The organism is Streptomyces sp. NPDC000075, assembly GCF_040301925.1.
GTDB lineage: Bacteria > Actinomycetota > Actinomycetes > Streptomycetales > Streptomycetaceae > Streptomyces > Streptomyces polychromogenes.
The window spans coordinates 42,246-64,521 of record NZ_JBEPFL010000012.1; the positions used below are offsets into that span (position 1 = coordinate 42,246).

At 73.5% G+C, this 22,276-nt stretch carries 24 protein-coding genes and 1 riboswitch; of the genes, 6 read left to right on the forward strand and 18 right to left on the reverse strand.

Annotated features, from left to right (window positions below; genetic code table 11):
* The first annotated feature begins 5 nt into the window (after positions 1-5).
* Complete coding sequence (locus ABT403_RS16320; protein ID WP_344159689.1) at positions 6-452, forward strand: hypothetical protein; 447 nt, start codon at positions 6-8, stop codon at positions 450-452.
* A 6-nt stretch (positions 453-458) separates the two neighbouring features.
* On the opposite strand, the gene ABT403_RS16325 is transcribed toward ABT403_RS16320, so the two are convergent.
* Both ABT403_RS16325 and ABT403_RS16330 read right to left on the reverse strand, forming a co-directional pair.
* Positions 459-1,547: a phosphotransferase family protein gene (locus ABT403_RS16325; RefSeq protein ID WP_344159687.1), complete on the reverse strand. Its 1,089-nt coding sequence runs from the start codon at positions 1,545-1,547 to the stop codon at positions 459-461.
* 28 nt (positions 1,548-1,575) lie between these two features.
* Entirely contained in the window at positions 1,576-2,709 is a 1,134-nt protein-coding gene (locus ABT403_RS16330) for an Rv3169 family protein (RefSeq protein ID WP_344159684.1), read from the reverse strand.
* 351 nt (positions 2,710-3,060) lie between these two features.
* On the opposite strand from ABT403_RS16330, the gene ABT403_RS16335 reads away from it, so the two are divergent.
* Positions 3,061-3,252: a hypothetical protein gene (locus ABT403_RS16335; protein ID WP_344159681.1), complete on the forward strand. Its 192-nt coding sequence runs from the start codon at positions 3,061-3,063 to the stop codon at positions 3,250-3,252.
* 56 nt (positions 3,253-3,308) lie between these two features.
* Here ABT403_RS16335 and ABT403_RS16340 read toward each other — a convergent pair whose 3' ends face one another.
* Together ABT403_RS16340 and ABT403_RS16345 are read right to left on the reverse strand one after the other, a co-directional pair.
* Positions 3,309-4,481, reverse strand: a complete 1,173-nt coding sequence (locus tag ABT403_RS16340; protein WP_344159678.1) for an acyl-CoA dehydrogenase family protein — start codon at positions 4,479-4,481, stop codon at positions 3,309-3,311.
* A 156-nt stretch (positions 4,482-4,637) separates the two neighbouring features.
* Positions 4,638-5,342 (reverse strand): TetR/AcrR family transcriptional regulator, encoded by a 705-nt coding sequence (locus ABT403_RS16345; RefSeq protein WP_344159675.1) that lies wholly within the window; start codon positions 5,340-5,342, stop codon positions 4,638-4,640.
* Between the two features lie 69 nt (positions 5,343-5,411).
* On the opposite strand from ABT403_RS16345, the gene ABT403_RS16350 reads away from it, so the two are divergent.
* The gene (locus ABT403_RS16350) at positions 5,412-6,029 is read left to right on the forward strand and encodes a DUF6230 family protein (protein ID WP_344159672.1); all 618 of its coding nucleotides are present in this window, start codon (positions 5,412-5,414) and stop codon (positions 6,027-6,029) included.
* Positions 6,017-6,949, forward strand: a complete 933-nt coding sequence (locus ABT403_RS16355; protein WP_344159669.1) for a DUF6114 domain-containing protein — start codon at positions 6,017-6,019, stop codon at positions 6,947-6,949. Before ABT403_RS16350 ends, ABT403_RS16355 begins: the two co-directional genes overlap by 13 nt.
* A 15-nt stretch (positions 6,950-6,964) precedes the next feature.
* On the opposite strand, the gene ABT403_RS16360 is transcribed toward ABT403_RS16355, so the two are convergent.
* The 3 genes from ABT403_RS16360 to ABT403_RS16370 form a co-directional block, all read right to left on the reverse strand.
* Positions 6,965-7,114 (reverse strand): SCO1431 family membrane protein, encoded by a 150-nt coding sequence (locus tag ABT403_RS16360; protein ID WP_344159666.1) that lies wholly within the window; start codon positions 7,112-7,114, stop codon positions 6,965-6,967.
* Between the two features lie 149 nt (positions 7,115-7,263).
* Positions 7,264-7,692, reverse strand: a complete 429-nt coding sequence (locus ABT403_RS16365; protein WP_344159663.1) for an SPW repeat protein — start codon at positions 7,690-7,692, stop codon at positions 7,264-7,266.
* A 119-nt stretch (positions 7,693-7,811) separates the two neighbouring features.
* A complete protein-coding gene (locus ABT403_RS16370; protein WP_344159660.1) occupies positions 7,812-9,188 on the reverse strand; it encodes a C39 family peptidase in 1,377 nt (458 codons plus the stop codon).
* Positions 9,189-9,396: 208 nt separating this feature from the next.
* Between ABT403_RS16370 and ABT403_RS16375 the strand changes: the two genes are divergently transcribed.
* Positions 9,397-10,032 carry a uridine kinase family protein gene (locus tag ABT403_RS16375; RefSeq protein ID WP_344159657.1) on the forward strand — a complete coding sequence of 212 codons (636 nt, stop codon included), beginning with the start codon at positions 9,397-9,399 and terminating at the stop codon, positions 10,030-10,032.
* 376 nt (positions 10,033-10,408) lie between these two features.
* Positions 10,409-12,367 (forward strand): AAA family ATPase, encoded by a 1,959-nt coding sequence (locus ABT403_RS16380; protein WP_425580199.1) that lies wholly within the window; start codon positions 10,409-10,411, stop codon positions 12,365-12,367.
* A gap of 13 nt (positions 12,368-12,380) precedes the next feature.
* Here ABT403_RS16380 and ABT403_RS16385 read toward each other — a convergent pair whose 3' ends face one another.
* The 11 genes from ABT403_RS16385 to ribD all read right to left on the reverse strand — a co-directional run bounded on the left by ABT403_RS16385 (position 12,381) and on the right by ribD (position 21,745).
* Positions 12,381-12,953: a helix-turn-helix domain-containing protein gene (locus ABT403_RS16385; protein ID WP_344159651.1), complete on the reverse strand. Its 573-nt coding sequence runs from the start codon at positions 12,951-12,953 to the stop codon at positions 12,381-12,383.
* 117 nt (positions 12,954-13,070) lie between these two features.
* Positions 13,071-14,135 (reverse strand): hemolysin family protein, encoded by a 1,065-nt coding sequence (locus ABT403_RS16390; protein WP_344159649.1) that lies wholly within the window; start codon positions 14,133-14,135, stop codon positions 13,071-13,073.
* Complete coding sequence (locus ABT403_RS16395; protein WP_344159646.1) at positions 14,132-15,535, reverse strand: hemolysin family protein; 1,404 nt, start codon at positions 15,533-15,535, stop codon at positions 14,132-14,134. The genes ABT403_RS16390 and ABT403_RS16395 overlap by 4 nt, the downstream gene beginning before the upstream one ends.
* 200 nt (positions 15,536-15,735) lie before the next feature.
* On the reverse strand, positions 15,736-16,200 hold the full coding sequence (locus ABT403_RS16400; RefSeq protein WP_045951229.1) for a PH domain-containing protein: 465 nt from the start codon (positions 16,198-16,200) through the stop codon (positions 15,736-15,738).
* A gap of 34 nt (positions 16,201-16,234) precedes the next feature.
* Entirely contained in the window at positions 16,235-17,083 is an 849-nt protein-coding gene (hisG, locus tag ABT403_RS16405; RefSeq protein WP_344159639.1) for an ATP phosphoribosyltransferase, read from the reverse strand.
* A gap of 66 nt (positions 17,084-17,149) precedes the next feature.
* Positions 17,150-17,422 carry a phosphoribosyl-ATP diphosphatase gene (locus ABT403_RS16410; RefSeq protein ID WP_344159636.1) on the reverse strand — a complete coding sequence of 91 codons (273 nt, stop codon included), beginning with the start codon at positions 17,420-17,422 and terminating at the stop codon, positions 17,150-17,152.
* 58 nt (positions 17,423-17,480) lie between these two features.
* Positions 17,481-17,966: a 6,7-dimethyl-8-ribityllumazine synthase gene (gene ribH / locus ABT403_RS16415; RefSeq protein WP_042817356.1), complete on the reverse strand. Its 486-nt coding sequence runs from the start codon at positions 17,964-17,966 to the stop codon at positions 17,481-17,483.
* A 73-nt stretch (positions 17,967-18,039) separates the two neighbouring features.
* Positions 18,040-19,344: a bifunctional 3,4-dihydroxy-2-butanone-4-phosphate synthase/GTP cyclohydrolase II gene (locus ABT403_RS16420; protein WP_344159628.1), complete on the reverse strand. Its 1,305-nt coding sequence runs from the start codon at positions 19,342-19,344 to the stop codon at positions 18,040-18,042.
* On the reverse strand, positions 19,341-19,994 hold the full coding sequence (locus ABT403_RS16425) for a nicotinamide mononucleotide transporter family protein (RefSeq protein ID WP_344159625.1): 654 nt from the start codon (positions 19,992-19,994) through the stop codon (positions 19,341-19,343). Before ABT403_RS16425 ends, ABT403_RS16420 begins: the two co-directional genes overlap by 4 nt.
* On the reverse strand, positions 19,991-20,614 hold the full coding sequence (locus tag ABT403_RS16430) for a riboflavin synthase (RefSeq protein WP_344159622.1): 624 nt from the start codon (positions 20,612-20,614) through the stop codon (positions 19,991-19,993). The genes ABT403_RS16425 and ABT403_RS16430 overlap by 4 nt, the downstream gene beginning before the upstream one ends.
* Complete coding sequence (gene ribD, locus ABT403_RS16435) at positions 20,615-21,745, reverse strand: bifunctional diaminohydroxyphosphoribosylaminopyrimidine deaminase/5-amino-6-(5-phosphoribosylamino)uracil reductase RibD (protein ID WP_344159619.1); 1,131 nt, start codon at positions 21,743-21,745, stop codon at positions 20,615-20,617.
* A 152-nt stretch (positions 21,746-21,897) separates the two neighbouring features.
* Positions 21,898-22,027: riboswitch (FMN riboswitch) on the reverse strand.
* Positions 22,028-22,276: the final 249 nt, after the last annotated feature.

A 22,276-nucleotide genomic window follows, 5' to 3' on the forward strand; every position in this document is an offset into this window, starting at 1 on the left:
CATCCATGCTGAACACCAAGCGCGCCGGTCGCACCGAACCGGAGCCCCTGGAACCGCTCGCCGCCGAGTACGCGGACGACGACGACTACCTCGATTCCGCCGACGCCGAGGGGTTCGAGATCCACCACGCGATCTGCCCCGACTGCGGGCAGTCGATCGCCCTCGTGGCGGACGAGGAGCACCTCCCGGAGCACGCCCTGTGCCTGACCCCGTGGAACCCGTTCGGGCTCACGGTGTGCGCGGGTACGGGCCGGCCGGTTTCCGACGCGCTGGCGACGGTGGGGCTGCTCCAGTCGGAGCAGCCGGAGCTGGACGTCGTACACCTCACGCTGCCGCAGGGCCTCGACTGGCGGACGCAGCCCTTCTCGCACGTCGGCGGTCCGGGCTCGCGTCCGGTGCGGCCGGCGACGGCCCCGCTGCCGGAGAAGCGCCAGCACGCGCAGGCCGCCTGACCCGCGCTACCAGTAGGTTCCCTGCACCATGGCGGCGAGGCTGCCGTGGTGCAGGATCAGCCCGTCGGGGTCGGCGGGCACCTCGACCTCCCCGAAGTACGCCTGCCGGTAGGCGATGCGCAGCATCACGATGCCGTGCCGCAGGGCGGCGTAGAGGGTGTGGAACTCCATGTCCCGCGGGGTGTGCCCGGTGAGCTCGGCGTACCGGCGTTCCAGGTCCTCGCGGCGCAGGAAGTCCGGCAGGCCGGGCTGGCCGAAGCTCACGGTCAGGTCCTGGAAGAAGCGGTGGAGGTAGACGGTCCAGCCGAGGTCGACCTCGCGCGGGGCGCAGCCGGCCATCTCCCAGTCGAGGACCGCCGCCGGCCGGAAGCCGTCGTAGACCACGTTGCCGATGCGGGCGTCGCCCCAGTTGAGGACGGGATCCCCCTCGTCGGCGGGCCAGAGTTCCTCCAGCCGGTCGAAGGCGCGTTCCAGGAGGGGCGAGCGGGCCAGGCCGTCCACCACCCACGCGTAGTAGGCGCGCTGGGCGTCGACGTGGCGGCGCAGCGGGCTCCCCTCGCCGGGCGGGAGCAGGAACGCGGCCTCCTCGGCCGGTACCTGGTCGTGCAGGCGCGCGAGCAGGGAGATGCTCTGCTCCTGGAGCTCGGCGCGTTCGGCGTCGGTCGCGGAGTGCAGCCAGTTGCCCTCGTAGGTGTAAGGCATGACGTCGGGCGGTACGCGGCCCTCGGCGCGGGCCATCACGAAGAACGGCGAGCCCAGCGGGGCGGGGTCCTCCTCCAGCCAGAGCACGCGCGGCACGGGTAGGTCGGTGTGCTCGGCGACCAGGGCCATCACGCGGTGCTGGCGGGGCATGTCGTAGGAGGGGAAGACGGTGTAGGCGGCCGGGTCGGCGGCCAGGCGCAGGGCGCAGGCGCGGACGGGGGCGTCGGGGTGGTCGACGTCGAAGAGCAGGGTCTCGCTGGACATGCCGTTGGAGCCGGGCACGGAGGTGTTGGTGACCTTGGCGCCGGGCAGCCGGCGGTCGAGCCAGGCCGTGAGGCGGCGGCCGAGTTCCTCGGGTTCGCGGGTGGAGGTGCGGGGGCGCGGTGCCGTCATGTGGTGCTCCTCTCCGGATCGGGGCTGGTCAGGGGGCTACCGAGGTGTAGTCGGCGAAGCCGCTGGGGTCGTGGCGGCCGAAGCTGCCGTGTTCGAAGATGCCGAAGCCGGTGCGGCCGTCGAGGGTGAAGCGGGCCGAGTGGTCGGTGACCCCGAAGGCGGCCATGGGGTGGGCGCCGGGGTCGGAGAGGTCGTAGGCGCGGCGGTCGGTCCAGCCGCGGCCCTGCCAGCTGCCGTGCTGCCAGTCGGCGGCGGGCGGGTAGCCGGCGCCCACGGCGAGCGGGGAGGAGTTCAGGATCTCCACGCCGAGTTCGAGGGGTTTGCGGGAGGGGTCGGTGAGGTGGACGACGGCCCGTTCGGGGTGGCGGCTGCCGGGGCGGTAGCGGATCTCGGTGTGGGGCCAGCCGAGCTGGACGTCGTGACGGCCGGCGGCCTCGGGGAAGACCTGGACGGCCTCGTTCAGGGTGCGGTGGCCGTCGGCGTCCTCCTGGGCGATGACCATGACGAAGCGGTCCTCGAAGCGGACGGGGATCCAGAGCCAGTGGAAGCCCTCGGGGCGCATCTCCTCGGCGGCGCGGCCGCCGTCCTCGCCGGGTATCGGGCGCACCCCCCAGCTGCGGTCGCGGGTGCCGGTCCACTCCCCCGGGTTCAGGGTGAACTCCTCGCCGCGGGCCCGGATCGTGCCGGTGACGCCGCCGGCCTGGACGAAGCGGCGGCCCTCCAGCATGAGGCGGTCGCCGCGCCGCTGGATGTGGTGGGGCTCCCAGACGGCGGGGAACCCGGCGGTCCAGGTGACGTCGTACGAGAGTCCGCGCGGGTCACCGGGGTCGGGTTCGCAGCGCAGGGTGAGCCGCTGGAGCGGGACGTCCACGGTGATCGACAGGGGCCCGACGGAGAGGTTCATGCGGTCGTCGGTCAGGGCGTCGGAGGCGCGGACGGCGAGGAGTTCGTCGCCCAGGCGCAGGGTGGCGTACGCGTCGATGACCCCGGCGTTGGGGTAGACGCCGAGGCCGAGGATGAGGACGGCGCGGCCGGCGTGGTCGAAGACGTGGAAGATGCAGCGGTCGTAGGCGTTGCGGTCGCCCGTGACCAGGTGCTTCATCGAGAGCGGGGCCTGGTGGACGGGGTACTCGTCGAGGGGCACGGGACGGTCGGCGGGCATGGGCGAACCTCCTGGGCGCGGGTGCCGGCGCGGCGCCGGCCGAGCGGATATGACGGTACGTCAGATATCGCGCCCGCGGCCAGAGGCGTGGCACACCCTGACAGCACGGCACTCCTGGCCACCGTCGCGCACGTGGGACGGCTCGAACGGATGGGCGCGCGGGGGTGGCGGTTACCCGTGTGTCGGGTCCCGCGTTGGCCCTGCATGACCACCCTCGAAACGCCCTCGCCGAGAGCGGGACGCAGGCGGCGTCCCACCCCGCCGGGCTACGAAGAATCGGTTCAGCAGGCGGGTCCACAGGCGGCTCCGCAGGCGGTTCAGCAGACGGGCCCGCAGGTCGGCGCGCCGGGCGTGCGGCGCCCCGCGCCCGAGCAGCCCCGGTCGGGGGCGCAGGGGCACCGGGGGCTGCCGGACCCGCCGATCTACACGGCCCTGGTCGCCCGCTGGGCCGCCGACGGCAGGACCCTGCCGGGCCGGCACGACCCGGACTGGTCCCGCATCGCCGCGACCCCGATCTGGCCGTCCGGTCCGCTCTTCGGCTGAGGGAACGCCGAAGGGGCCGCCCCGGCTCCCCGCCGGTGCGGCCCCTTCCGTCGTCGTCAGCGGGTCTCGGGGCCGGCCAGGTGGCGGGCGATGACCATGCGCTGGATCTGGTTGGTGCCCTCCACGATCTGGAGCACCTTCGCCTCGCGCATCAGGCGCTCCACCGGGAAGTCCGCGGTGTAGCCGTAGCCGCCGAGGATCTGGACCGCGTCGGTGGTGACGGCCATCGCCGCGTCCGTGCAGAACAGCTTGGCCATCGCCGCCTGCCGGGAGAACGGCTTGCCCGCGTCGCGCAGCCGCGCGGCCGCGAGGTAGAGCGCCCGGCCCGCCTCGATCTTGGTGGCCATGTCGGCCAGCATGAAGCGCAGCCCCTGGAAGTCGGCGATCGGGTGCCCGAACTGCTTGCGGCCGAGCGCGTAGGAGACGGCCTCGTCCAGGGCGGCCTGGGCGACGCCGATGGCGCAGGCGGCGATGCCGAGGCGGCCCGCGTCGAGCGCGGCCAGGGCGATGGTGAAGCCCTGCCCCTCCTCGCCGATCCGCCGGGCGTCGGGGACGCGCACGCCGTCGAAGTGCAGCTGGGCGGTGGGCGAGCCCTTCATGCCCATCTTCTTCTCGGGCACGGCGGCGGTCAGGCCCTCGGCGTCACCGGGCACGAGGAAGGCCGTGATGCCCTTGGCGCCGGGGGCGCCGGTGCGGGCGAGGACGGTGTAGAAGTCGGCGACCCCGCCGTGGGTGATCCAGGCCTTGGTCCCGGTGATCACCCAGTCGTCGCCGTCGCGCACGGCCTTGGTGGTCAGCGAGGCGGCGTCCGAACCGGAGGCCGGCTCGGAGAGGCAGTAGGCGCCCAGCAGCCCGCCGCCGAGCATGTCGGGCAGGTGGGCGGCGCGCTGCTCCTTGGTGCCGTATCCGGCCAGGCCGTGGCAGGCCAGCGAGTGCACGCTGACGCCCAGGCCCACGGTCAGACGGGCGGCCGCGAGCTCCTCCAGGACCTGGAGGTAGACCTCGTACGGCTGGTCGCCGCCGCCGAACTCCCCCGCGTACGGGAGGCCCAGCAGCCCGGACTCGGAGAGCAGCGTGAAGACCTCGCGGGGGAAGCGTCCGGCGTCCTCCTCGTCGGCGGCGTTGGGGCGGATCTCCCTCTGGGCGATCTCGCGTACGAGCGCGAGGAGGTCCCGGGACTCCTCGGTGGGCAGCTGACGGTCCACCGGCTGCGGGGCGCGGTCGGTCATGGCGGCGCTCTCCTCCCTCGTCGGGCACGGCGGCGACGCGTGAGGTGTGGTACGCGCCACCGGATCTCGGTGCTGGCACAGCCGATGCTGCCCTCCCGGGTCGCGGAAGGGCTCGAACAGCGGCTGCGGCGGCTTGAGTATGCCCGATCAGGCGCTTTACGTCACCGGTACAGGATTGCCATGATCATCCGGGGTCCTCGAAGCCTCCTCGGGGCCGGCCGGAGGAGCGGGACATTCGGGGACGAGCTCCTCGATCACGGTGAAGGTCGCGCGCAGCTGCCGGACGAGGAGCCCGGCGAGCGCGGACCGGTCGGGCCGGCCCCCGTCCCCGGCGTCCGCTCCGGGTGAGCCGGTCCAGTCGAGGGTGGCGCCCTCCACCCCGGAGAGCCAGCCGACGAGGGCGAGCCGGGCCAGCGGCGGGACGGCGCGGCGTCCGTACGCGCCCTCGGCGATGGCGGCGAGCAGCTCCTCGCGGACGGCGTCGCGTATCGCGAGGACCTCGGCGTCGGAGCCGACCCCGCCGGTGACGATGGTGCGGTAGGCGGCGCGGTGGTGCTCGGCGTAGTGGAGGTAGCCGTCGACGGTGCGGCGCAGCCTTTCGGCGCCCGGCAGTTCGGGCTCGCCGGTGGCTCGGGCGACGAGCTGGGCGACCGAGTCCTCGACGATGGCCAGGTAGTAGCCGCGCTTGCTCTTGAAGTAGTAGTAGACGAGCCCCTTGGCGACGCCCGCGTGCTGGGCGATGTCGTCCATGGAGAGCGCGTCGTATGAGGTCTCGGCGAACAACTTCCGCCCGATCGCGATGAGTTCGGCCCTGCGGACCTGCGATCGGCCGGTCGTGCCGCGCTGTTGACTATTATTCAAATCCGGCCCTAGCCTCGAAGCCTCGAACTGTCCGCCACAGGAATTCCCGCAGTGTACGGGAGGGACCGCATGGGCAAGGACGGCACGAAGCCCGCCGAAGGCCGGGTCAACTGGAGGAAATCGGCGGCCGTGGCGCTGCCGGCGGTCGCGGCCGTCGGGGTGCTGGCCGTGGTCATGGCGCAGGGCGCTCTCGCCGCGTCCTTCGCCGTATCGGGGACGAGCTTCCAGGTCTCCTCGTCGAAGCTCAGCAGCAAGGGGCTCGCCTCGTACGTGCACACCGACCGCTCCGCCGACGGCACGGGGCACCCGGTGGCGCTGCTGGGGATCGGCGAGGCCACCCTGAGCGACATCTGCCAGTCGGCGAAGGTGGACACCCCGCTGGGCACGGTGGTGTTCAAGCTGACCGCGGGCGGCCCGGCCGGGGAGGTGACCGCCCGCAACCTGGTCATCGACGGCGAGGACCTCGTCGGGGACGCCACCTTCGGCACGGCGCAGATCGGCCGGGACGCCTCCACCCTCGACCAGGTGGACGGGGTACGGGGCGAGCCGGGCAAGTTCGGGCTCCAGGCGGGGAACATCGAGGTCGCGGGGGTGCGGTCGCACGCCTGGTCGGCCACGGGCGGCGATTTCCGGCTCAAGGGGCTGCGCCTCGGCGTCAGCCTCGGCGGGGCGCCGTGCTTCACGTAGGCGGCCTGCGGGCGCGGCTGCGGGTCTGGCGCAGGGGGCGGCCGTTCTGGGGCGGGCTGCTGCTGGTGCTGAGCGGGAGCGAGCTGCTGCTGGTCCCGCTCTCCCCGCTGACGGTGCTGGTCAGCCTGGGCCTGGGCGGGATCGCGGCCATCGGGATCGGGGCCGCGCTGATCCTCGCGGGGCTGTTCCTCTGGTACCTGCCGCAGGCCCGGGCCTACGTGTCGGCGCACGCCCTGCTGCTGTCGGTGGTGTCCGTCGTCGCGACCAACCTGGGCGGCTTCTTCGTCGGCGCCCTGCTGGGCATCGCGGGCGGCGCCCTGGCCTTCGGGTGGACCCCGCTGCCCCGGGACGGGGAGGAGGAGGGCCCCTACCGCCGGAGCCGGGACGCGCCGGTCCCCGGGGCGCCGGGTCCGCCGCGGGTGCTGGCCGCCGCGCTGCCGGTGGCGCTGCTGGCCGCGCTGGCCTCCGGGGCTCCGCCGGCGCGGGCGGAGCCGGCCGCCGGGCACGGGCCGCCGCCGGCCGCGCGCACTCCGCCCACGGTGACCACCTCGCTCTTCGCGCCGCAGGGGTTCGCCCTGGCCGGCGTCACGGAGGTGGCGACCGCGGACGGGCCGCGCCGGGTCCTCGTCCTGAAGATGGCGGCGGCCTCGCTGCGGGACTACCGGCTGCGCACCCGCGACGGGCGGGAGGAGTACGGGCTGGCCGCCCGCTCCCTGGAGCTGCGCGGGGACGTGACCCTCTACCTGACGCGGTTCAGCGGGTGCGTCGAAGGGCTGCTGTGCGTGACGTTCAGCCCGGACGGGCTGCCGGCTCCCCCGGTCATCCCGCCGTTCGTGTTCATGACCCGGGTCAGCGCCGAGCAGGCGCTGGTCACCTCGGACGTGATCGTCACCGACGGGCTGCGGCTGGAGGCCTCCTGAGCCCGGCGGAAGGGGCTACAGCCAGCCGACCTGGGTGACGAACATGGCCACGACGACCACCAGCGTCCAGCCGAGTACGTGCTCCAGCCAGGCGGAGTCCTTGGGGCCGCCGGTGCCGACGAGGCGCCGGGCGCGGGCGGAGAGGGCGGCGGTGTGTGCGGTCATGCCGTCCAATGTGCCAGCGTTCGCGGCATTCACGGTATATGGCAAGGGTCACAGGGCGGCGGCACGGGCCGTACGCCACCGGGCCCCGGCGGCCTCCGCGCTGCGGAGGACCGGCCGGGGCCCGGTGGCGTACGGGGCTCGTGTCCGGGTCAGGTGGTCGTGCGCGGGCGTCCGCCGATGGCCACCATGGCCAGGCCGAGGCACAGGGCGACCGCGCCGGTGATGACGTTGCTGACGACACTGCGGGTGGTGTCCATCGCACCGGCCATGACCCAGGGGGCCACGATGGTCCAGGCGCCGATCGCGACCGCGGTCCAGGCCATCGCGTGCGTACGCTCGTACGCCGATCCCAGGCCGCCCATGCACAGGCAGAAGGCCGCGCCGGCGATGAGGTTGTTGATGGCCAGCGGGCTCAGCGCACTGAACCCGGCGATCCACGCCGATGCCGCCAGGTAGAGGCCCGTGATCAGGGCCAGCGCCTCCACGGCCTGCGCGGCGGGAGTGGCCGTGACCCGCTCGAACCGAGTCCGCATTTCAGCGAGGTCCGGGTGGTGTTCGATGCTCGAATGGGTGGTCATGGTGGGCTGCCTCCTATGAGAAGCCTTATATGCCCTTTATGCCCAGAATCGGCCGGTTAAGCCATCCGGAGCAGCGGATGTTCGGCGGTGTTCCGGCGCCGTCGGCGGTGGCCTTCCCGTCACAGCACCCCGACCTGCCGGAGCGCGGCGATCTGGGCCGCCGTGGGCCGGGCCGGGGCGTAGAGGTAGCAGACGCCGCCGCTGCCGGAGACGGTCTTGCCCTCGGCGTTGCGGCGCTTGGTCCGCAGCCAGACGTTCTCCCACTCGCGCCGCTTGTAGACGCGGCGGACGGCGGTGTTGTCCGCCGAGTTCGGGTCGTTGGCCACCACGTCCCCGGCGGCGGTGAAGCCGATCACGGTCATCAGGTGGCCTGCGGTGCCGTAGCCGGCGCCGGTCAGCTCCTCGCGCAGGAAGGACTGGGAGGTGATGGCCGGGATCCCGGCGGCCACCAGCGTCTCCAGGTCGGTGAGGGAGCCGAGGCGGGTGACGACGCCCGCCATGTCGCGGTAGGTCGCGGCGTAGGCGGCGTTGAAGGGCCAGTTCCCGCAGCCCTTGTAGGCGGCGTCGTAGGTGGAGCGGGCGGCGTGGCAGACCTGCGGGTCGGCGTACGCCGGATCGACCCAGGCCAGGGCGGCGGCGGAGGGCTTGCGGCCCCAGTACTCGATGATCATCTGGGAGGAGGTGGGGCTGCACCAGGCCTCGCCGCCGTTGTCGTACTCCGGGTACTGGCCGGTGTGCACCTCCTGGGAGTAGCGCGGGACCTTCAGCTCGTGGGCCCTGCCCGAGGGGGTGGAGGCCGGCACGGTGAACCGGTCCGGGACGGCGGACGCCATCGCCCCGGCCAGCCAGACCGTGGGCCCGCCGTTGGTGCCGGGCCGGCGGTAGAGGGTCAGGCGCAGCTGCCAGTGCGTGATCCGCACCCCGGCCGCGGCGGCCGGGGTGCGCACGGCGAGGGTGTCCGTCCAGACGGTGGTGCGGCCGTCGCCCTGGCCGTCGACGGAGGTGCGGCGGATGTCGCCGTCCCCGGCCGCCCAGCGGCCCATCACGTACCAGGGGCCCGTCGTGCCGTCGGGGTAGGTGACGCGCAGCTCGGTCTGGATCCAGGTGCCGGCCGGGGTCCGGGCGTTCCAGGAGGCGATGGCCTCGGTGGCGGGGACGGAGGAGCGGTGCACGGGGGAGGTCCAGGCGGCGTACTCCCAGGTGGACTTCCGGCCGGTGTGCGGGTCGGTGTAGTCGGTGCGGCCGGCGGGCGCCGCGATCTCCAGGCCGGGCCGGGCGCCGTCGACGGCGGTGGTGCCGCGGTGGGTGCCGGCGCGCCAGTGGGCGTGGGTGTACCAGAAGCGGTTGTCGACGGTGCCGGTCGCCGCGGCGGTGCCGGCGGTGCCGGCCGGGGCTCCGGTGGCCGCGGCGGCCCGGCCGGCCGTGGGCAGGGTGGCCGCCGTGGCGGCGGCCACGGCGAGGGCCAGGAGGGTGCGGCGGGGTGTGGGTGCGGTCATCGGCGTGGCCCCCCAGGGGTCGGTGTGGCGGATCGGACTGATCCACCTTTCCAGTTCCCCGGGGCGGGGTGGCGAAGCCTGCGCCTCGTGTCGGGGGGCCGTCTCCCCGCCCCGCCCTTCCAGCGCTCCTCCCCCGGCCACCGCTGGGAGGTGCCCCCGGGAGGCCGGGCCTCGGATCACCGCCCGGCCAGGGCCTAGGCTGGGCGGGGTGGAAGGACACACGTCACTCGAACCGCTCGCGCGGGAGCTCGCCGCCGCGCCGCCCTCCCTCGGCCCCGTCCGCGTCATCGGGGTCGACGGGCACGCCGGCAGCGGCAAGAGCACCTTCGCCGGCCGGCTCGCCGAGGCCCTCGGCGGGGCGCCGGTGCTGCACCTGGACGACGTGGCCACCCACGCGCAGCTCTTCGACTGGTGGGGGCGGCTGCGCGCCCAGGTGGTGGAGCCGCTCGCCGCCGGTCGGCCCGCGCGCTGGGCCCCGTACGACTGGGAGCTCCGCCGTTTCGGCCCCGAGCGGGTGCTGGAGCCGGCGCCCGTGCTGCTCGTCGAGGGGGTCGGGGCCGGGCGGCGGGCGCTGCGCCCGCATCTGGCGCGGCTGCTGTGGATGGAGACCCCCCGCGAGACCTCCTGGGGGCGGGGTCGCGACCGGGACGGGCGCGAACTCTCCGGTTTCTGGGACGGATGGGAGCGCGCCGAGCTCGCGCACTTCTCGGACGACCCTTCGCGCCCCTTCGCGGACACCTTGGTGCACCAGAGCGGTACGGGATACGAGTGGACTTCCGGGGTTTCTGCGACCCCGGGAGCGCCCTCCGCGCTCACCGACGGTGACGGACTCCCCCAGGCCTGAGCAGTTCCGCTCGACTGAGCCCGGAGCGCTGCCCCGACCCGCTTGACCCGGGCCCGGATGCGGCCTTACGTTCTGAATGCGCGGTCTGCGAAGGCCGCCGCGGACGCGAAGCCCCCGGTTGTTCCCCCGTGATCGGGGGCTTCGTTCTGCCCTGAGCCGGTACCGGCCGGGCCCGGCGTGCGTCGCTCCGCCCACCACCCCTCACCCTGAGTTACCGTAGACATGCGGGGCACACCCTCGACCCGTGTGCACCGCACCCTGGGTAAGGTGCGTCACCGCAGGTACGATGCAGCCCTGATTTCATCGGCCGGGTGGACAACTCGCGCGCTCGGCGCGGGGGTTGCCGCGTGCCACGGGCAGGCTTGTGGGGGACGTGATGGACTTCGGCATGCCGGGCGGCACACACACCCCGGCCGAACTCGCCTGGCTGCGCGGGGTCGACGCCTGCACCATGGGCGCCTACCCGCAGGCCGAGGAGGAGTTCCGCACGGCCGTCAGCCTGGATCCCACGATGGCCGACGCCTGGCTGGGACTGCACGCGCTGCGCGCGGACACCACCAACGCCTTACTGCGCATGTACGCCCACCGGGACCGCTTCGGCGAGCAGCGCACCCGGCACCGGCGGACCCTGAACTCCTGGTACTGGCTGGGCTGGTGGGTCCAGCCCGTGCTGGAGAGCCGGCGCGACCTGCTGCTGGCCCACGCCTCGCACTGGCTGGACGGCCGCCACGTCCCCGAACTGGACCAGGCCCTGGCAGCGCTGCCGCCGGTGGACACCGATCCGCAGGTGCGGTTCCTGCACGCCTGCCGGGCCTACCTGGTCAAGGACTGGGAACAGCTCGTACGGCACACCGAGCCGCTGGTCCACGATCCGCTGCTGGGCATCGAGGCCGGGCTCTTCGGCGGGATGGCCCGGGTCCGGCTGGAGATGTACGGGCAGGCGGAGCCGATGCTGTCGGCGGCGCTGATGCGCTGCCGCAGCGAGCAGCCCCAGCGCAAGGAGCTGCGGTACTGGCTGGCGCGGGCCCGCGAGGGCACCGGGCGCAGTGCGGCGGCGCTGCCGCTGTACCGGGCCGTGCACCGGGTGGACCCGGCGTTCATGGACACGGCGGCCCGGCTGACGGCCATCGAGGACAGTGACGATTTCGACGGGATGGCGGACGCCGCCGGGTACGCCGGATACGGCGGCCACCTCTCCGAGGGCTTCGCCGGGCACGGGCTCTCCCCGGCCGGCGGCGACTACACGGCGGTCGCGTCGCTGGGCGGCGGCGGGCCCGTGCAGGACGTGGCCCCGGACGGGCAGGTGGAGGCCGATCCCCCGACGCCCGGGGAGCCCCCGGACCCGCGCTTCGGGCCCCCGGCCGGGACGGGCCGGCTGGAGGGCGTACGGCACAAGGTGACCGTCCCCGCGCAGGGCGCCCCCGTCGGGCTGCCGGCCGGGCCGGCCGATCCACAGGCGCTGGCGGAAGCGCTCGCGGAACTGGAGCGGATGGTCGGCCTGGAGCCGGTGAAGCGGCAGGTGAAGGCCCTCTCGGCGCAGCTGCACATGGCCCGGCTGCGGGCGGCGCAGGGGCTCCCCGTGCAGCCGCCGAAGCGGCACTTCGTCTTCTCGGGCCCCTCGGGGACCGGCAAGACCACCGTGGCCCGGATCCTGGGGCGGGTGTTCTACGCGCTGGGGCTGCTGGGCGGCGACCACCTGGTGGAGGCGCAACGGGCCGATCTGGTGGGCGAGTTCCTGGGGCAGACCGCGGTCAAGGCGAACGAGCTGATCGACTCGGCGATCGGCGGGGTGCTGTTCGTCGACGAGGCGTACAGCCTGTCCAACTCCGGCTACAGCAAGGGCGACGCGTACGGGGACGAGGCCCTCCAGGTGCTGCTCAAGCGCGCCGAGGACAACCGGGACCACCTGGTGGTGATCCTGGCGGGCTATCCGGCGGGGATGGACCGGCTGCTCGCCGCCAACCCGGGGCTGTCGTCCCGGTTCACGACGCGGGTGGACTTCCCGAGCTACCGGCCGGGGGAACTGACCGCGATCGGCGAGGTGCTGGCCGACGCCAACGGGGACGGCTGGGACGAGGAGGCCCTGGAGGAACTGCGCAGCATCAGCGGGCACGTGGTGGAGCAGGGCTGGATCGACGAGCTCGGCAACGGCCGCTTCCTGCGCACCCTGTACGAGAAGAGCTGCGCCTACCGGGACCTGAGGCTCGCGGGCTTCGCCGGGGACCCCTCGCGGGAGGACCTGGCGACGCTGCGGCTGGCGGACCTGATGCAGGCGTACGGGGAGGTCCTGTCCGGCCGGGGCCCCCAGGAACGGCCGGAGCAGCCGCCGCTGTAGCCGGGACGGGACGTCAGGGGGTCCGGGGACCGGCGCGGACGACGGCCTGGTCGCCGCGGGGGCCGAACAGGTGCAGGACCTCCGCCGCGACGCCGTCGGCCGGGCCGAACCAGTGCGGGCGCGCGGTGTCGAACTCGGCCACCTCGCCCGGGCGCAGGACGATCTCCTCGTCCCCGAGGAGCAGCCGCACCTCGCCGGCGAGGACGTAGAACCACTCGTAGCCCTCGTGGGTGACGAGTTTCGGCTCGCGCGGGGTCAGGACCTGCTTGAACACCTGGATCCGGCCCGGGTAGCGGGTCAGCGGCACGATGACGCGCCCGTGCCGGCGGAGGGGCTCCAGATGGACCCGTGGGTCGCCGGTGGGCGGGGCGCCGACCAGGTCGTCGAGGGCGACGCGGTGGGCCCTGGCGAGCGGGAGGAGCAGCTCCAGGGTGGGGCGGCGCTTGCCGGATTCGAGGCGGGAGAGGGTGCTCACCGAGATGCCGGTGGTGGCGGCGAGGGCCTCCAGGGTGAGGCCTCGGGTGCGGCGGAGCGTGCGGAGGCGGGGGCCGATGGCGTCGAGTACCGCTTCCGTGTCCGGGTCCACGGAACCATTGTGCCGGGTGGCCTCGCGGTGCCGGGGGCCGCTGCGCTCAAACGCCGCGCGGGCTGGAATTTCGCTGTGCGAAATCCAGCCCCGCGCGGCGTACGAGGCGTTGCGGCGTCAGGCGGTCAGGGCGGGGCGCTCGCGGCGGCGGGCCGGGACGCGGTGGGCGGGGTCTCGGACCTCGCCGACGAGCATCTCCAGGACGTCCTCCAGGGCCACCAGGCCCAGCACGCGGCCCGCCGGGTCGGCGACCTGGGCCAGGTGGGTGGCGTCCCGCCGCATGACGCTGAGGGCGTCGTCGAGCGGAAGCGTCGAGCACAGGGTGGTCATCCGGCGCCACACCCGCTGCGGTACGGCCCGTTCCCGGTTCTCCAGGTCCAGGACGTCCTTGACGTGGAGGTAGCCCATGAAGGCGCCGCTGTCGGAGCGGACCGGGAAGCGCGAGTAGCCGGTGCGCACGGTCAGCTGTTCGATCTGGCGCGGGGTGACGGCCGGGCCGACGGTGACGAGCCGGCCCGGGGCCAGCAGCACGTCGGTGACCGGGCGGCTGCCCAGCTCCAGGGCGTCCTCCAGGCGCTCCTGCTCCACCGGTTCGAGGAGCCCGGCCTGCCGGGAGTCCTCGACGAGCCGGCCGAGCTGGGCGCTGGTGTAGACGGCCTCCACCTCGTCCTTCGGCTCCACCTTGAAGAGCCGCAGGACCAGCGCGGCGCAGGCGCCCAGGGCGGTGGTGACCGGCCCGCAGAGGCGGGCGAAGGCCACCAGGCCGGGGCTGAACCACAGGGCGGTCTTCTCGGGGGCGGCCATGGCGAGGTTCTTGGGGACCATCTCGCCGATCACCAGGTGCAGGAAGACCACCGCGGCCAGCGCGAAGGCGTAGCCCAGCGGGTGGATCAGCCCCTCGGGGACGTGAACGGCCTCGAAGACGGGCTCCAGCAGCCGGGCCACGGTGGGTTCGGCGACCGCGCCGAGGGTGAGGGAGCACAGGGTGATGCCGAACTGGGCGGCGGCCATCATGCGCGGCAGGTTCTCCAGGCCGTACAGCACCTGGCGGGCCCGCTTGGAGCCGGCCGCCAGGGGCTCGATCTGGCTGCGGCGGACGGAGACGAGCGCGAACTCGGCGCCGACGAAGAAACCGTTGGCCAGGACCAGGAGCAGGGCGAAGAGCAGTTGGAGGGCGTTCATCGGGCGGCGCCTTCCAGCTGCTGCTCGGTGCGCTGCCGCCCGGCGGTGCGGGCGGGCTGCGGGACGGTCTCGGCGGCGGTCTGCGCGGCGGCCGTCAGACGGACCAGCCGGACCCGCTCGGCGCGGTTGCGGCGGACCTGGCGGACCGACAGCTTCCAGCCGGGCAGCTCGGCCCGGTCCCCGGGGGCGGGGATCCGGCCCAGGAGGTCGGCGACGAGGCCGGCGACGGTCTCGTACGGGCCCTCGGGCACCTCCAGGCCTATGCGGCGCAGGGTGTGCACGCGGCAGCTGCCGTCGGCCTCCCAGGAGGGCCGGCCGTCCTCGGCGGCGACGGCGGCCAGCTCGGGGCTGTCGTCCTCGGCGAGGTCGTGCTCGTCGCGGACCTCGCCGACGAGTTCCTCCACGATGTCCTCCAGGGTGACCACGCCGGCGGTGCCGCCGTACTCGTCGACCACGACGGCCATCGGCTGTTCACTGCGCAGCCGCTCCAGCAGCGGCTGCACCGGCAGGGAGCCGGGCACCAGCAGCGGGGCGACGCAGATCCGGCCGACGGTCGTGCGGGCGCGTTCGGACTCGCGCACGGCGAGGGCGTCCTTGAGGTGGACGACCCCGGTGATCTCGTCGATGCGCTCGCGGTAGACCGGGAAGCGGGACAGGCCCGTGGCGCGGGTCAGGTTCAGCACGTCGGCCGCGGTGGCCGAGTCCTGGAGGGCGCTGACCTTCACCCGGGGGGTCATGACGTGCTGGGCGGTGAGCTCGCCCAGCGACAGGGTCCGTACGAAGAGGTCGGCGGTGTCCTGTTCGAGGGCGCCGGCCTGGGCCGAATGGCGGACCAGGGAGACCAGTTCGCCGGGGGTGCGGGCGGAGGCCATCTCCTCGGCGGGCTCGACGCCGAGCGCCCGCACGAGGCGGTTCGCTACGGAGTTGAGACCGGCGATGACGGGCCGCAGGGCCCGGGAGAAGGCCTGCTGCGGGCCGGCCACGAACCTCGCCACCTGGAGCGGCTTGGAGACCGCCCAGTTCTTCGGGACGAGCTCGCCGACGACCATCTGGACGGCGGAGGCGAGCAGCATGCCGATGAGGACGGCGGCGCCGGGGACGGCCCCCGCGGGCAGGCCCGTCGCGGCGAGCGGCTTCGACAGCAGCGCGGCCAGGGCCGGTTCGGCGAGCATGCCGACCACGAGGGAGGTGATGGTGATGCCGAGCTGGGTGCCCGAGAGCTGGAAGGACAGCTCCCGCAGGGCTTCGACCACCGTGCGGGCACGGCGGTCACCGTCGGCTGCGGCCCGTTCGGCCTCGGGCTTCTCCACCGTGACGAGGCCGAACTCGGCCGCCACGAAGAAACCGTTGGCGAGGATCAGGGCGAATGCCGCCACGAGCAGGAGTAGCGGGATGGTCATGCCGCCGCCTCCACGGGGAGGGCGGCGCGGGTACTACCGGACGATCCGTCCATTGCTGGAGGGAGTCACTCCTCTGGTCGCAGGTGCCCACGGGCCACGGGGTCCCGGGGCGGGTGGGTGGGCGCTGTGGTGCGCCGCCCCACCAGGGTAGTCATTGAGATCGCCGCCGCAATGGGACGCAGCGGACGGGTGCGGCGGGCTCAGCGGCCGGCGCCGCCGGTGCCGCGGGTCTCGGCGAGGGCGCGCAGGGCGCGGGCGTCGCCGATGGCACGGGCCTTGGCGATGCCCGGCTGGATGCCCAGGGCGGGCAGGCTGGTGCCGTCGTTCAGGTCGAGGAACACCCACGGGTCGCCGGGGCGGAGGTTGACGCGCAGGATCTGCGCCCACTCCAGGCGGCGGGTGGTGGTGAGGTTGACCACGGTCACCCCGGCCTCGTCCGCGACCACCTTGGGGCGGCTGAGCAGGACGAGGACGGAGGACAGCAGGACGGCGGTGACGACGAAGCTGACCCGCTCGCCGGGGCTGAGGTTCTCCAGCAGCAGGGCGATCGCCGTGATGGTGGCGAACATGACGGATCCGACGCCCAGCAGCACCGCCCGGGTGCGGTTCGGCCGGAAGGTGACCGGCAGTGCGGGCGGTGCGGGCTGGGCGGCGGACTCGCTCATGGTGCGGTGATGCCTTCTGGGACGGGCCGGCCGGTCAGAGGCGGCAGGCGTGGATCGAGGTGGTGAGGATCGCGCGCGCGCCGAGCTCGTACAGGTCGTCCATGATCCGCTGCGCGTCCTTGGCGGGGACCATGGCGCGGACCGCGACCCAGCCCTCGTTGTGGAGCGGGGAGATCGTCGGCGACTCCAGGCCCGGGGTGAGGGCGACCGCGCGCTCCAGGTGCTCGGCGCGGCAGTCGTAGTCCATCATCACGTAGCTGCGGGCCACCAGGACGCCCTGCAGGCGGCGCAGGAACTGCGCGGCCTTCGGGTCGTCGCCGTCGGCGCCGGTGCGGCGGATGACGGTCGCCTCGGACTTGAGGATCGGCTCGCCGATGACCTCCAGACCGGCGTTGCGCAGGCTGGTGCCGGTCTCGACGACGTCGGCGATGACCTGGGCCACGCCGAGCTCGATGGCGGTCTCGACGGCGCCGTCCAGGTGGACGACGGAGGCGTCGATGCCCAGGTCGGCGAGGTGCTTGGCGACGATGCCCTCGTAGGAGGTGGCGATCGTCATACCGCTGAAGTCCTCGGGGCCCTTCGCCGTGCCGGGCTTGGTGGCGTAGCGGAAGGTGGAGCGGCCGAAGTTCAGCGGCAGGATCTCCTCGGCGTTGGCCCCGGAGTCCAGCAGCAGGTCGCGGCCGGTGATGCCGATGTCGAGCTTGCCCGACGCGACGTAGATCGCGATGTCCTTCGGGCGGAGGTAGAAGAACTCGACCTCGTTGTCGGGGTCGACCGTGACGAGTTCCTTGGACTCCTTGCGCTGGCGGTAGCCGGCCTCATGGAGCATCTCCGACGCCGGTCCGGAGAGCGAACCCTTGTTGGGGACGGCGATGCGCAGCATGGGGCTTCCTTCGTGCGTAGGTGCGTAAGGGGGTGTGGGCGGGGGCCCGCGGTGAAGAGCTCCGGCCTAGAGGTGGGAGTAGACGTCGTCGAGGGAGATCCCGCGCGCCACCATCATCACCTGGACGTGGTAGAGCAGCTGGGAGATCTCCTCGGCGGCGGCTTCCTTGCCCTCGTACTCGGCGGCCATCCAGACCTCGGCGGCCTCCTCGACGATCTTCTTGCCGATGGCATGGACGCCCTTGCCGACGAGCTCGGCGGTGCGGGAGGTGCTGGGGTCGCCGTCGGCGGCCTTGAGCTGGAGCTCGCTGAAGAGCTCTTCGAAGGTCTTGTTCGCCATGATGCCCTTAGGGTACGGGTTCACCCGGGCCCCCCGGTGCCGGGGTTCACTCCGTGGACTACCGCCAGGGCTCGCTGACCGTGCGCAGGGTCATGGCGGTGGAGACGGCGGCGGTGACCGCTTCGTGCCCCTTGTCCTCGTTCGACCCCTCCAGGCCGGCGCGGTCCAGCGCCTGCTCGTCGTTGTCGCAGGTCAGGACGCCGAAGCCGACGGGGACCCCGGTGTCGATCGACACCTGCACCAGGCCCTGGGTGACGCCCTGGCACACGTAGTCGAAGTGCGGGGTGCCGCCGCGGATGACCACGCCGAGGGCGACGATCGCGTCGTAGCCGCGGCCGGCGAGCACCTTGGCCACGACCGGGAGCTCGAAGCTGCCGGGGACGCGCAGCAGGGTGGGCTCGTCGATGCCCAGCTCGTGCAGGGCCCGCAGGGCGCCGTCCACCAGGCCGTCCATGACCTTCTCGTGCCACTGGGCCGCGATCACGGCCACCCGGAGGTCGCCGCAGTTCTTCACGCTCAGTACGGGTGCGCCCTTGCCGCTCACAGCTCTGCTCCTCGGGGGGTTCCGGTTCGTACCGGGATTGACGGATGGGGTGGGTGGGGTGGGTGGTGCGTGGTTACTGGTTTCCGCAGGCGGAGGTGGGCACGGCCCCCTCCAGCCAGGGGAGGTCGTGGCCCATGCGGTCCCGCTTGGTGCGCAGGTACCGCAGGTTGTGCTCGCCGGCCCCGACGGGCATGGCCTCCCGTCCGGCGACGGAGATGCCGTGGTCTTCCAGGGCGGCCGCCTTGTCGGGGTTGTTGGTCAGCAGCCGGACGGTGCGTACGCCCAGGTCGGCGAGGATCTGGGCGCCGGCGCCGTAGTCGCGGGCGTCGGCGGGCAGGCCCAGTTCCAGGTTGGCGTCCAGGGTGTCGCGGCCGCGTTCCTGGAGCTCGTAGGCGCGCATCTTGGACAGCAGTCCGATGCCCCGGCCCTCGTGCCCGCGCAGGTAGACGATGATCCCGCGGCCCTCGGCCTGGACCCGGGCCATGGCGGCCTGGAGCTGGGGGCCGCAGTCGCAGCGCTGGGACTGGAAGATGTCGCCGGTCAGGCACTCGGAGTGCATCCGGACGAGGACGTCGCGGCCGTCGCCGATCTCCCCGTGGACGAGGGCGACGTGCTCGACGCCGTCGACGGTGGAGCGGTAGCCGTACGCCGTGAACTCGCCGGCGGCGGTCGGCAGGCTGACCTCGGCCTCGCGGCGGACGGTGGGCTCGGCGGAGCGGCGGTAGGCGATCAGGTCCTCGATGGAGATGATCGTCAGTCCGTGCTTGCGGGCGAAGGGGATCAGCTCGGGCAGCCGCAGCATGACCCCGTCCTCGCCGGCGATCTCCACGATGGCGCCGGCCGGGCGCAGGCCCGCGAGGCGGGCGAGGTCGACGGCGGCCTCGGTGTGGCCGTTGCGGACCAGGACGCCGCCGGGCTTGGCGCGCAGCGGGAAGATGTGGCCGGGGCGGACGAAGTCGCCGGGCCCGGAGGCGCCGTTGGCCAGCAGGCGCAGGGTGGTGGCGCGGTCGGCGGCGGAGATGCCGGTGGTGACGCCGTGGGCGGCGCTCGCGTCGACGGAGACGGTGAAGGCGGTCTTCATCGACTCGGTGTTGTGCTGGACCATCTGCGGGAGCTCCAGGCGGTCCAGCTCGGGGCCCTCCATCGGCGCGCAGATCAGGCCCCGGCACTCGCTCATCATGAACGCGATGATCTCGGGGGTGGCCTTCTCGGCGGCGATGACGAGGTCGCCCTCGTTCTCGCGGTCCTCGTCGTCGACGACGACCACGGGGCGGCCGGCGGCGATGTCGCGGATGGCCTGCTCGACGGGGTCGAGGCGGAAGGACTCCTCGGCGCCGGAGTCGGCCGGGTCGGGCACGGGCTTGAGGACGGGGGTCATGCCGTTGCTCCTTCGAGGGCCGGGGCGGGGGTGGTGCGCGAGCGCTGGTACCAGTCGTAGGCACCCCAGAGCACGAGGGCTCCGTAGATCACGTAGACGAAGGCGGAGAAGGCGTAGCCGCTGGTGAAGGCGAGGGGGACGCCGACGGCGTCGACGAGCAGCCAGGCGAACCAGAACTCGACCAGGCCCTTGGCCTGGGCGTACATGGCCACGATGGTGCCGACGAAGATGTAGGCGTCCGGCAGCGGGTTCCAGGACATCCACGGGTAGAGGGTGAACAGCCCGGTGACGGCGAGGGTGCCGGCGGCGGCGGCCCCCAGCAGCAGTCCGCGCTCGCGCCAGCTCGCGAAACGGACGGCGAGGGAGGCGTCCTGGGCCTGCCGCTTGCCGCGGGTCCACTGGGCCCAGCCCCACAGGGCGACCAGCATGACGACGACCTGCTTGCCGGCGTTGCCGGAGAGGTGGCCGGCGGCGAAGGCGACGAAGAGGATGGCGCCGGAGAGGAACTGGGTCGGCCAGGTCCATATGGAGCGCTTCCAGCCGAGGGCGAGGGCGACCAGGCCCATGGTGTTGCCGATGGCGTCGGACCAGATGATCTTCTGGCCGAAGGCGGTGAAGGCCTCGGAGTTCAGCCAGGTCAGGGCGCTCACTTCTGGGTCTCCTCGGCGTGCAGCGGGTTCACGCCGGCGGCGAGCAGGCGCTCGACGTACTTGGCGAGGACGTCGACCTCCAGGTTGACCGGGTCGCCGGGCTGCTTGATGCCCAGGGTGGTCAGCGCGAGGGTGGTGGGGATGAGGCTGATGGTGAAGTAGTCGGCGGCGGCCTCGACGACGGTGAGGCTGACGCCGTCGACCGTGATGGAGCCCTTCTCCACGACGTACCGGGCGAGGTGGCCCGGGAGCGCGACCTTGACGAGCTCCCAGTGCTCGGAGGGGGTGCGGGAGAGGATCTCGCCGGTGCCGTCGACGTGGCCCTGGACCAGGTGTCCGCCGAGCCGGCCGCCGAGGGCCATGGGGCGTTCCAGGTTGACCCGGGAGCCCGCGCCGAGGACGCCGAGGCTGGAGCGGTTGAGGGTCTCCTGCATGACGTCGGCGGTGAACTCGCCGTCGGCGGTCTCCACGACGGTCAGGCAGACGCCGTTGACGGCGATCGAGTCGCCGTGCTTGGCGCCCTCGGTGACGACCGGGCCGCGCAGGCGGAAGCGGGAGGCCTCGGCGAGCTGCTCGACGGCGGTGACCTCGCCCAGTTCTTCGACGATTCCGGTGAACACTCAGTGCTCCTTGGGGGCGTTGGCGGGAACGGCGGTGATACGCAGATCGGTGCCGCTGCGTACGGCCTCGGTGATCTCGAGGCGGACGGCGTGGGCGATGTTCGTGATGCCGGCGCCGGCGAGGGCGGCGGGGCCCGAGCCGAGGAGGGCCGGGGCGATGTAGCCGATGACGCGGTCGACGGCGCCGGCTTCGAGGAAGGCGCCCGCGAGGGTGGGCCCGCCTTCGAGGAGGACGGAGCGCACACCCCGGGCGTACAGCTCGGTGAGCAGGCGGGGTACGGGGACGCGGCCGTCGCTCAGGGGCAGCCGCAGGACGTCGGCGCCGGGCAGGTGACGGGTGTCGGCGTCCTCGCCGGTGACGATCAGGGTGGGGGCCGCGTCGTCGAGGACGCGGGCCGTGGCGGGCAGTGCGGCGCGGGTGTCGAGGGCGACGCGCAGCGGCTGGACGGCCCCGTCGATGCCGCGTACGGCCAGGTGGGGGTCGTCCGCGCGCAGGGTGCCGCCGCCGACGAGGACCGCGTCGGCCTCGGCGCGCAGCCGGTGGACGTCGGCGCGGGACTCGGCGGAGGTGATCCAGCGGCTGCTGCCGTCCTCGGCGGCGCTGCGGCCGTCGAGGGTGGCGGCGTACTTCCAGGTGACGTGGGGGCGGCCCAGGCGGACGGAGGTGAGCCAGGCGGCGTTGCCCTGCTCGGCCTCGTCGGCCAGCAGGCCCGCCCCGGTGGCGATCCCGGCGGCGCGCAGGGTGGCTCCGCCGCCGCTGGCCTGCGGGTTCGGGTCGGAGACGGCGTACACCACGCGGGCGATCCCGGCGTCGATGAGCGCCTGCGCGCAGGGTCCCGTACGACCGGTGTGGTTGCAGGGTTCGAGGGTGACGTAGGCGGTGGCGCCGCGGGCGGCCTCACCGGCCGCGCGCAGGGCGTGGACCTCGGCGTGCGGGCCGCCGGCCCGCTGGTGCCAGCCCTCGCCGACGACGGCGCCCGAGGGGTCGGTGATGACACAGCCGACGACGGGGTTGGGGCTGGTGGAGCCGAGTCCGCGGGAGGCCAGCTCGATGGCCCGGCGCATCGCGGTGACGCTCGGGTCGGGTGCTGCCTGCGCGGCGTGTGTCGCCACCGGGTCCTCCTGCCTCATCGGGCACGGACTCCGGGGCCTGTCGGGATACGACAGATGAAGCGGAACAGCACACGCGGGGACGCCGGGGGCCGGAAAACACGGTCCCTCCGACACGTATCCCTGGGGATACGCCGATGGACCGCCGGCGGCGGCGTACCGGTGACTGCCCGCCGCGCACTGCCTCCCATCCGGACTTTAACCGTCGGTCCAGGAATTTCACCTGGTCAACCGGCCGCTGGATGCGGACGGGTCGCGGACTATACCGCCGGTTCGGAATTACACCGACCCCGGAGTGCGCTGCTACTGGTACTAGGGCCAGTGTGCCACGGGGGATCGGCGGCCATGCGGGTGAACCGCTGTGGCCTGGCTCACAAGACCACCGTTCTCGAGCGCTCCTCTTGCGCCGGCCGCGTCGCGAACGCGCCGGGTCCGAGGTTGGTCCAGACCTATTGACGGGTTGGTCTAGTCCTCTTAACGTTCCCTTCATCTTCCCGGGAGCCGGGCCTGCCGACGTGCGCACGTCACAGGCCAACCAGCGCCACATCCATG